The 8,002-nt window shown below is 69.6% G+C and carries 8 protein-coding genes, 1 pseudogene and 1 riboswitch; of the genes and pseudogenes, 6 read left to right on the top strand and 3 right to left on the bottom strand.

All coding sequences use genetic code 11. The features are described 5' to 3' along the window. Positions 1-138 precede the first annotated feature (138 nt). The 3 genes from G6026_RS14030 (at position 139) to G6026_RS14040 (ending at position 1,573) form a co-directional block, all read left to right on the top strand. Positions 139-486 carry a hypothetical protein gene (locus tag G6026_RS14030; RefSeq protein WP_182613525.1) on the top strand — a complete coding sequence of 116 codons (348 nt, stop codon included), beginning with the start codon at positions 139-141 and terminating at the stop codon, positions 484-486. Between the two features lie 82 nt (positions 487-568). Next, positions 569-1,126 (top strand): CAP domain-containing protein, encoded by a 558-nt coding sequence (locus tag G6026_RS14035; RefSeq protein ID WP_241725810.1) that lies wholly within the window; start codon positions 569-571, stop codon positions 1,124-1,126. Between the two features lie 117 nt (positions 1,127-1,243). Continuing rightward, positions 1,244-1,573 (top strand): hypothetical protein, encoded by a 330-nt coding sequence (locus tag G6026_RS14040; RefSeq protein ID WP_182613527.1) that lies wholly within the window; start codon positions 1,244-1,246, stop codon positions 1,571-1,573. A gap of 313 nt (positions 1,574-1,886) precedes the next feature. Here the strand turns inward: G6026_RS14040 and G6026_RS14045 are convergent, their stop codons facing one another. The 3 genes and pseudogenes from G6026_RS14045 to G6026_RS14055 all read right to left on the bottom strand — a co-directional run bounded on the left by G6026_RS14045 (position 1,887) and on the right by G6026_RS14055 (position 4,849). Then, the gene (locus G6026_RS14045; protein ID WP_182613528.1) at positions 1,887-3,287 is read right to left on the bottom strand and encodes an LLM class flavin-dependent oxidoreductase; all 1,401 of its coding nucleotides are present in this window, start codon (positions 3,285-3,287) and stop codon (positions 1,887-1,889) included. A gap of 55 nt (positions 3,288-3,342) precedes the next feature. After that, a riboswitch (TPP riboswitch) is annotated at positions 3,343-3,436 on the bottom strand. A 162-nt stretch (positions 3,437-3,598) separates the two neighbouring features. Continuing rightward, positions 3,599-4,246 (bottom strand): annotated as a pseudogene (locus G6026_RS14050) (NAD(P)H-dependent oxidoreductase); the annotation flags it as partial. 15 nt (positions 4,247-4,261) lie between these two features. After that, positions 4,262-4,849: a TetR/AcrR family transcriptional regulator gene (locus G6026_RS14055; RefSeq protein ID WP_241725808.1), complete on the bottom strand. Its 588-nt coding sequence runs from the start codon at positions 4,847-4,849 to the stop codon at positions 4,262-4,264. A 120-nt stretch (positions 4,850-4,969) separates the two neighbouring features. On the opposite strand from G6026_RS14055, the gene G6026_RS14060 reads away from it, so the two are divergent. From G6026_RS14060 to efeO, 3 genes are all read left to right on the top strand, one after another. Then, positions 4,970-5,623 carry a methyltransferase domain-containing protein gene (locus G6026_RS14060; RefSeq protein WP_182613529.1) on the top strand — a complete coding sequence of 218 codons (654 nt, stop codon included), beginning with the start codon at positions 4,970-4,972 and terminating at the stop codon, positions 5,621-5,623. Positions 5,624-5,732: 109 nt separating this feature from the next. Next, a complete protein-coding gene (gene efeU / locus G6026_RS14065) occupies positions 5,733-6,668 on the top strand; it encodes an iron uptake transporter permease EfeU (protein WP_182613530.1) in 936 nt (311 codons plus the stop codon). Further along, entirely contained in the window at positions 6,665-7,855 is a 1,191-nt protein-coding gene (efeO, locus tag G6026_RS14070) for an iron uptake system protein EfeO (RefSeq protein WP_309230113.1), read from the top strand. The genes efeU and efeO overlap by 4 nt, the downstream gene beginning before the upstream one ends. The last annotated feature ends 147 nt before the right edge of the window (positions 7,856-8,002 follow it).

The following is an 8,002-nucleotide window of genomic DNA, read 5'->3' on the forward strand; positions in this document are numbered from 1 at the left end:
CGCCACGTGGGTCGGACTGGACCGGGCGCGAGGGACCGCGATCTTCCTCTCCGGGGCGACGACCCGGGACCTCGCTCCGGCAGGTCAGCAGCTCCTGCGGCGGGCGGGCCAGGGCGACGACGAGTCCGGAGGCGGCCGATGAACGCGGTGCTCATCGTCGTCGTCCTCTTCTACCTCGGCGCGATGGCCGAACTCCTCGCCGCCATCGCCCGCAGTCGGGACCGGCGCAGGGTGCTGTTGGCCGCTCTGGCCGTGATGTTCACCCTGGTCGCGGCCCGGGCCCTGCTGCCGGTGACCGTGGTGACCGTCTGGGGTTGGGTCGCCGCTACGACGGTCTACGCTGCGGCGGCGGGGTTGGCGTTCCTGCGGGCACGACAGCTCCCGTGGATCGACCCCGACGCATCGCGACGGGAACTCACCGGGTCCGCGATCTGGCTTGTCGTTCTCCTGGCCCTGACCGGACTCGCTCTGCGGTCGCTCCTCTGACCACCTGGGGCGTGTGGAACGCAGATCCGTTCGGCCCGTCGTGCATCGGCCACCATCGGTAGATTCGGACCGGGTGATCAGGATGAAGAGTCGGGCAGTCTCGAGGGGCGCGGCCGCGTCACTGCTTCTGGTGGCTTCGATGTCGGTGGTCGGCTGTGCGGAGTGGGGCGACGCGGTGACAGTGGAGCTCCCATCGGGTGACCCGTGGAGTCGGGCCGAGGTCGAACCCCCGGCAGATCCGTCGCCGGTGGAAGAGCGGACGAACGTGAAGCGGGGCGAGAACGGCATTCCGACACTGGACGCCAGCGAGAAGCTCCGAGACAGTGCCTGCGCGAAAGCGGACGACATGATCGCGAGGGACTACTGGGGGCACCACGCGCCCGATGGCAGTGGCGATCCGTTCGTGTTCATCCGTGAGGCCGGCGTCGACTACTCTACGGCTGCAGAGAACTTGTTCTACTCGACTCCGGGCGGGCCCGATCCGGTCGACAGCTGGATGCAGAGTCCCGGTCACAGGGAGAACATCGTCAACCCGGACTTCACCAGGGTGGGCGTCTGCGTGCGGACGGCGCCGTACCAGGGGCTCCCGGAGGCTCATCTCTATGTCCAGCACTTCGCTACTCCGCTATCGGAGAGGTAGCCGACGCCCGAGCACTGTCACCCCCGGAGGCCTAGAGTGGCATCGTGAACCCGGAGATGGTCGTTGACGACGCGACCGGCAGGCTCGTGGATGCCGCCGGCACGGACCCTCGCATCGATGTCTGACGCCTCTGAGCTGCGGCGGGACCTCGACGAGGCACAGGACCGTTTCGAGCAGTATCGGGCGTCCGTGACCACGATGTTCGACGAGCGCGCTGCCGGCGAGCTGTCGCGTGCCCTCGAGGTGGTCCTCCCCGACCTGGCCTTCTACGAAGGGCAGGCCGTCGCCGCGGCGGTGGCGCTCGAGTACCTCGCCGTCGACCCGTCCTGCGTGCCGAAGGTGCTCGCCGATGAGCTCGTGGAACAGCAGGCCGCGCGACGCAGTAGAGAGTTCCTGGCGGGTGTCGCCACGGTGCTCGCCCGAGTGAACCAGCACGTGCCGAGGTGAGCCGCGGCGGCGATCGTGCCCGCGGCAGCCTGATCCACGCGATATCGGGTGTCGCACGTCTGGGAGCAGTCGCACGACTGGAAGCAACGGTTCACATCGCCCAGTCGACCCGGTCCGCCATCCGCGTCAGGCGTTCTCGTCGGGTCGGATCGGTCGGGCCGCGGCCTCACCGACCTCCTCCACGGTCAGGACGGGCGAGGTCATCGAACCTCGAGACGGTGGCTGAGCGGATCGATCCACCCTCACCTCGCCCGCCGCCCACGCGGGCCAGTCTGCCAGCTCGGGTCCTCACCGGGCGCGTGCTTCTCGCACCTCACCCTCGACGAAAGGCCGCCCCGCGGTGTGATTCCGGCAGCCGGTCGCCGTCGCCGAACATCCGGGCGCGGAGGGTGCCGGGTTCCGCCACTCGCGGATACAGTCCGCGGTGCTGGAGCACAGGGATGAGGAACTCGACGACGTCCTCCCAGGTCCCGGGGTTGAGCGCATAGGCCAGGTTGAAGCCGTCGACATCCGTCTCCGCCATGACGTGCTCCAGGGCGTCGGCCACGGTGTCCCCCGACCCCACCACCACGGGGCCGCCCGTCGCGTTGAACCGGGCGCTGTCCCGCAACGTCCACCGGCCGCCCGGGTCAGCGGCGCCCGAGAGGCTCGACACCGTGGTCTGGATGGCATCGGTGGCGACCGGGTCCAGCGGTGCGTCTAGATGTTCCCGGGAGAGGTCGATTCCCGACCAGCCCGAGTTGAGGACCAGATTCCCCGTCTCGGAGGCGTAGGAGAAGACGTCGCGATACTTCGCGGCGGCCGCCGCGTCGGTCTGGTCGACGACGATCGTGAGCAGCGCATAGACGCGTGCGGCGTCCCGCCCTCGCCCCGCCGCCTCCAGTCCGTCGCGGATCCGACCGACCTGCTCACGGGTCTGCGCGAGAGTCGGGGACGCGACGAAGATCGCCTCCGCGTTCTCGGTGGCGAAGCGGACTCCCCGCTCGGAGGCGCCGGCCTGATAGATGACCGGGGTCCGCTGTGCAGAGGGCTCCGACAGATGAATCCCCGGAACCGTGAAGTACGTCCCGTGGTGGTCGATCGGGTGCACCTTCGCCGGGTCGACGAAGGTGTCCCGCTCCGCGTCGAGCACCACCGCGTCGTCCTCCCAGGATCCCTCCCACAATTTGTAGAGGACCTCCAGGTACTCGTCCGCCCGGTCGTAGCGCTCATCGTGGGAGAGCTGGTCGTCCTGGCCCAGATTCCGCGCCGCGCTGGTGAGATACCCCGTGACCACGTTCCACCCCACCCGGCCCCGGGTGAGGTGATCGAGCGTCGACATCCGCCGGGCGAAGGTGTACGGGTGCTCGGCCGACGTGCTCGCGGTGATGCCGAAGCCGAGATGCTCCGTGACGGCCGCCATCGCGCTCACCAGCATCATCGGGTCGTTCATCGGGATCTTGGCCGCAGTCCGCAGGGCCGCATCGGCGCTACCGCCGTAGACGTCGTAGGGCCCGAGTGCGTCCGCGAGGAAGATGCCGTCGAACAGCCCCTCCTCCAGGAGCCGGGCCAGACGGGTCCAGTGCGTGAGGTCGCGATAGTCCCGGGAGCGGTCCGCGGGATGCCGCCAGAGCCCCGGGAGCTGGTGGCCCACCCCGTTGATGGCGAAGGCGTTGAAGCGGATCCTCCGTGGGTGCCGTGGCGCATCGTGAGGGGCGTGGTGTGGCGTGGTCATCGTTCTCCCGGCGCTGGTCGTGGAGGGGGACCACCTCACGAGTCCGAGCGGCCGGTGGACGCATCGACGACATCCCTACGCGAGTATGAACTCGATCAGGTTCGCTCGGGTGTGATCTCAGCCCGTGGCGGGCACCCCGTGTCACGGCTCAGCCTACTCGCGCCGCTGTGCGCGAGGTGGATGCCGAGGTCGGTGCGGCCGGGCAGAAGGTCCTCCCGTAGGGCGCGGGTACCGCGGTAATCCCCGTCCCGGAGGCGACGGAAAGCCGCGACGGGCTCGGTGTCGATACCGTCCAGCCGGGTGCGCAGCCGATGGGCCTGCGCCTCCACGTCCGCACCGGACAGCCCGTCGGCGTCGTAGACGACGTGCAGGTCCAGTACCTCGATCCCGGTGTACCAGAGGACCCCGTGGGTCACGGGGAAGAGCAGGGACTCGATATCGCCGCTCACGCCACGACGCCCTATCGAGCGCTCGTCCTCCCCGGCGGTCACCACGATGAGGGCCTTGCGACCGGCCAGCCCGCCGTCTCCGTAGCGACGGGGTACGCCGAGCTCGGGGTCGAGGTCGCCGTGGGCGAAACCGGTCGTCATCACCCGGTCGAACCATCCCTTCAGGATGGCCGGCGGCCCGTACCACCACAGCGGGAACTGGAAGACGACGAGCTCGGCCGCCGCGATCTTGGCCTGCTCGGCCCGGACGTCGTCGGGAAGGCGGCCCGCGGCGTAGGCGTCAGCGGACAGCTCGACGATCGATCTCGATCGGCCCTCCGGCTCGCCGAGGTCGCGATCGGACAACACGGGGTCGAAGCCCTGCTCGTACAGGTCCGAGGTCTCCACGGTGTACCGCGCGGACAGCGACTCGGTGCCGGTCCGGAAGAGGTGCTCGTTGAGAGAGCCCGGTCGAGGGTGGGCGTACACCCAGAGGGCCGTGCGGGGTTCGGGCGGGTGCGTGATGGTCATGAGCTGCCTTTCGATTCAGTCTCGGGACGTGACGGACACGATGACTCTGGCGAGCACCTCGTGGGCGTGGGTCGTGGTGATCGAGCCGGTGGTCGCGGCCCGGGCGAGGGAATCGCCGGCGCCGAGGATCGCGACCAGATCCGCGGCCTCTATCTCTCCGGCGAACGGGGTCAGCGCCCGGCGGTACTTGGCGAGGAACTGCTCCTCGGCCTCCTGGCGGACCTCGTCCAACGTCGGCGACCCGGCGAGTGCGGAGACGACGTCGGCCAACTCCCGGCCCTCGGCCACGCAGCAGTCGATGTACGCCGCTGCCACGACCTCCGCCACGTCATCGAGCTCGGTCCCTGCGCTCTCGAGCGCGGCGTCGAGTACCTCGTGCTGGCGGGCCTCGAACTCCCGGTACAGCTCGGCGAGCAGACCGCTCCTGTCGCCGAAGTGGTCGTAGACCACCGGTTTGGTGACACCTGCGCGCTGCGCCACCCGTCCGAGGGTGAGGGTGTCGGTCCCCGCCTCGCGAATGAGCGCTCGAGCCTCCGCGAGGAGCTGGGCGCGGCGCTCCTCTCTGGACATCCGACGGCGCGCGGTCGCTCGTGCATCGGTCATGACAGCTCCTCGACAGAGTGGTTACCATCCGTAGGTTACCAAGAGTAGCCTGCTCGATCGCATCGCGCGACCCCGTTGCGGGCGGCGACCCGGCCGACCATCCTCGACCCCGTGGAGGACATGGCTGACCAACAGCACGAGGCGATCCGAGAGGCGTACTCGGCACGGGCGCTGGAGTACGCGGACCTCTTCGGGTCCATGGAGGCGACTCATCCCTCCGACCGGGCGCTGGTGGGCTCGTGGGCCGCCACCCTGACGGGACCAGTGCTCGATGTGGGATGTGGTCCCGGGCACTGGTCGGGCTTCCTGGCCGGGAACGGGGTGGAGGTCAGCGGCATCGACCCGGTTCGGCGGTTCGTCGACCTGGCTCGCCTCCGCCACCCGCATCTGCCCTTCGAGGTCGGTCGGTCGGACGCGCTCGACGTCCCGACGGGCTCCCTCGGCGGGGTGCTCTCCTGGTACTCGCTCATCCACCACCATCCGCGTCACATCCGGGTGTCGTTGGCGGAATTCGCGCGGGCGCTCCGGCCCGGTGGCAGCGTGGCGGTGGGCTTCTTCGAAGGAGTGGGAGGCCAATTCGACCACGCGGTCACGGCCGCCTACCGATGGCCGGTGGCCGAACTCTGCCGGGAGCTGGTCGCGGTCGGATTCGAGGTGCTCGAGACGCACACCCGGACGGCGGGCACCCACAGGCCCCACGGCGCGATCGTGGCACGCAGGACGCGCGACCGATGTGTCCCGGGCCTCATTGCGCGTCGCCTGATCGAGGAGTAGAACTTCTTTCGCGGGAAGAGTAGGTAAGGCACTCCTAAGGTGCCGTCTCGATCTCGCCGCCGGACCGCGCCGTGCGACCCGGGGACCCCGATCAGAACCCAGGTCAGCCGTGTTCCTCGCCAACTTCCTCATCGCCCTCCGTGAAGGACTCGAGGCCGCCCTCATCGTGGGCGTCCTCGTCGCCTACCTCGTCAAGGTGGGCCGCCGGGATCTCCTCCCGCGGCTCTGGGCCGGCGTCGCAGTAGCGGCCCTGATCCCCTTGACCGCGGGCGCGTTCATGACCTGGGGCCCGTACACCATGACCTTCGCCGCCCAGGAGGTGCTGGGCGGCACCCTCAGTCTCCTCGCCGTGGCGCTGATCACCTGGATGGTCCTCTGGATGGGCAGGCACGCCGCCGATCAGAAGGCCGGACTGGAGTCCTCGATGGCCGGCGCGGTGGACGGGAGCGGCCGCGGCATCGTGTGGATCGCACTGATCGCGGTCGGCCGGGAGTCACTCGAGACCGCGATGTTCGTCTGGGCCACGACCCGCTCCACCATGGCGACCTCCGCGGTGGTCCCCGCCGTCGCAGTGCTCTGCGGCCTCGTCGCCGCCGCTGTGCTCGGGGCGGGCGTCTACGCGGGGGCCGTGCGGATCGACATCGGTGCGTTCTTCCGCTGGAGCGGGGTCTTCCTCATCATCGTGGCCGCGGGCATCGTCTCCTACGGCCTCGGCGACCTGCAGGAGGCCTCCGTTCTGCCCGGGTGGGGCACCTGGGCCTACGACCTCTCCCACCTGGTGCCCACCTCCGGAATCGGGCTCGTCGCGTACACGCTCGCGGTGGCGATCGTGAACGTCAACCTCATGCCCACCTGGCTCCAGGTCCTCGGGTGGGCGGCCTACCTCGTCGTCGTCCTGCCCCTGTTCCTCCGCGCCTCACGGCGTCGGCCACGCCGGGCTGCGGACGACGTCACAGGCTCCGTCACGTCATCAGGCACTGTCACCTCCACAGAGGCTGACGCAGACCACACCGTTCCCGCCGACAAGAAAGCCATCACACCGTGAACCGCACCGTCTTCCGCACACCCGTCCTCGCGCTCCCGTTGGGCCTCGGCGCCGCCATGGCGGTCCTCGCCGGGTGCACCGCCAACACCGCGTCCTCCGGGCCGGGCGGCGCGGAGCCCCTGGAGGTGACGATCAACGGCGCGCAGTGCGAGGTCTCGGCCGCGGAGGTCCCGTCGGGGACGGCCCGCTTCACGCTGGTCAACGCGGGAACCGAACCCAACGAGTTCGAGATCCTGGCCGACGACAAGCTCCGGATCGTGGGGGAGCGGGAGAATCTCGGCCCCGGAACGACCACCGACTTCACCGTCGTGCTCGAGCCCGGTACCTACTACACCGCCTGCAAGCCCAACATGGTCGGCGAGGTCACGGGCGTCGCGGAGTTCACCGTGACGGACTCCGGCGAGGAGATCGAGGTCTCCGAGGACGAGCAGGCCCTGCGTGACGAGGCGGTGGTGGCCTACACCGCCTACGTCCGGGATCAGGTCGGAGCTCTTCTCACGCGCACCGAGGAGTTCACCACCGCGTACACCGAGGGCGATCGCGACCTGGCCCGCTACCTGTACCCCCGGGCGCGCATGCACTACGAACGAATCGAGCCCACCGCCGAGGCCTTCGGCGACATCGACCCGGCGATCGACCTCCGTGAGGCCGACTCGCAGGAGCTGGGCGGCGAGTGGACCGGCTGGCACGTGCTCGAGAAGGACCTGTGGTTGCCCGCCGGGCAGCGCGCGCTCTCCCCGGAGGAGGGTCGGGAGATGGCCGATGCCCTGAACCGCGAGACCCGGAAGCTGTACGACCTGGTGTACGCCGAGGACTTCACGATCAGTCTCGACGAGATCTCCAACGGCGCCATCGCGCTGCTCGAGGAGGTGGCGACCACCAAGATCACGGGCGAGGAGGAGATCTTCTCGCACACGGACCTCTATGACATCCAGGCCAACCTCGAAGGGGCGTCGGTGGCCTTTGGAACGGTCCGCGACCTCGCCGAACAGAAGGACCCCGAGTTGGTCGCCGAGATCGACTCGCGTGTCGACTCCCTCGCCTCCACCCTCGACGGCTACCGCGGCGGAGACGACGGGTTCGTGCCGTTCACCGACCTCGACGCCGCCGAGCGCAAGCAGCTCTCGGATGCCGTCAACGCCCTGCGCCGGCCACTGGCGACGCTCACGGAGGTCGTGGTCGGCTGATATGGACGACAGAGACGTGCACGGGCCCTCCGGCCACCATCCCCCGGGCGGCGACGCGAACCCGGGCGGCGCCACAGAACCGGGCAGCGCCACAGACCCGGGAGGCACTGCGACCCGGGGGTTCACCCGCCGCGCGGTGCTGGTCGG

The sequence above is a fragment of the Dietzia sp. DQ11-38-2 genome, from assembly GCF_014145055.1.
Taxonomy (GTDB): Bacteria; Actinomycetota; Actinomycetes; order Mycobacteriales; family Mycobacteriaceae; genus Dietzia.

What these genes read in the sequence shown, in the direction of transcription:
- G6026_RS14040 (WP_182613527.1), top strand. Translation starts at nt 1,244, where the DNA reads ATGTCTGACGCCTCTGAGCTGCGGCGGGACCTCGACGAGGCACAGGAC.
- G6026_RS14030 (WP_182613525.1), top strand. Translation starts at nt 139, where the DNA reads ATGAACGCGGTGCTCATCGTCGTCGTCCTCTTCTACCTCGGCGCGATG.
- G6026_RS14035 (WP_241725810.1), top strand. Translation starts at nt 569, where the DNA reads ATGAAGAGTCGGGCAGTCTCGAGGGGCGCGGCCGCGTCACTGCTTCTG.
- G6026_RS14060 (WP_182613529.1), top strand. Translation starts at nt 4,970, where the DNA reads ATGGCTGACCAACAGCACGAGGCGATCCGAGAGGCGTACTCGGCACGG.
- G6026_RS14045 (WP_182613528.1), bottom strand. Translation starts at nt 3,287, where the DNA reads ATGACCACGCCACACCACGCCCCTCACGATGCGCCACGGCACCCACGG.
- G6026_RS14055 (WP_241725808.1), bottom strand. Translation starts at nt 4,849, where the DNA reads ATGACCGATGCACGAGCGACCGCGCGCCGTCGGATGTCCAGAGAGGAG.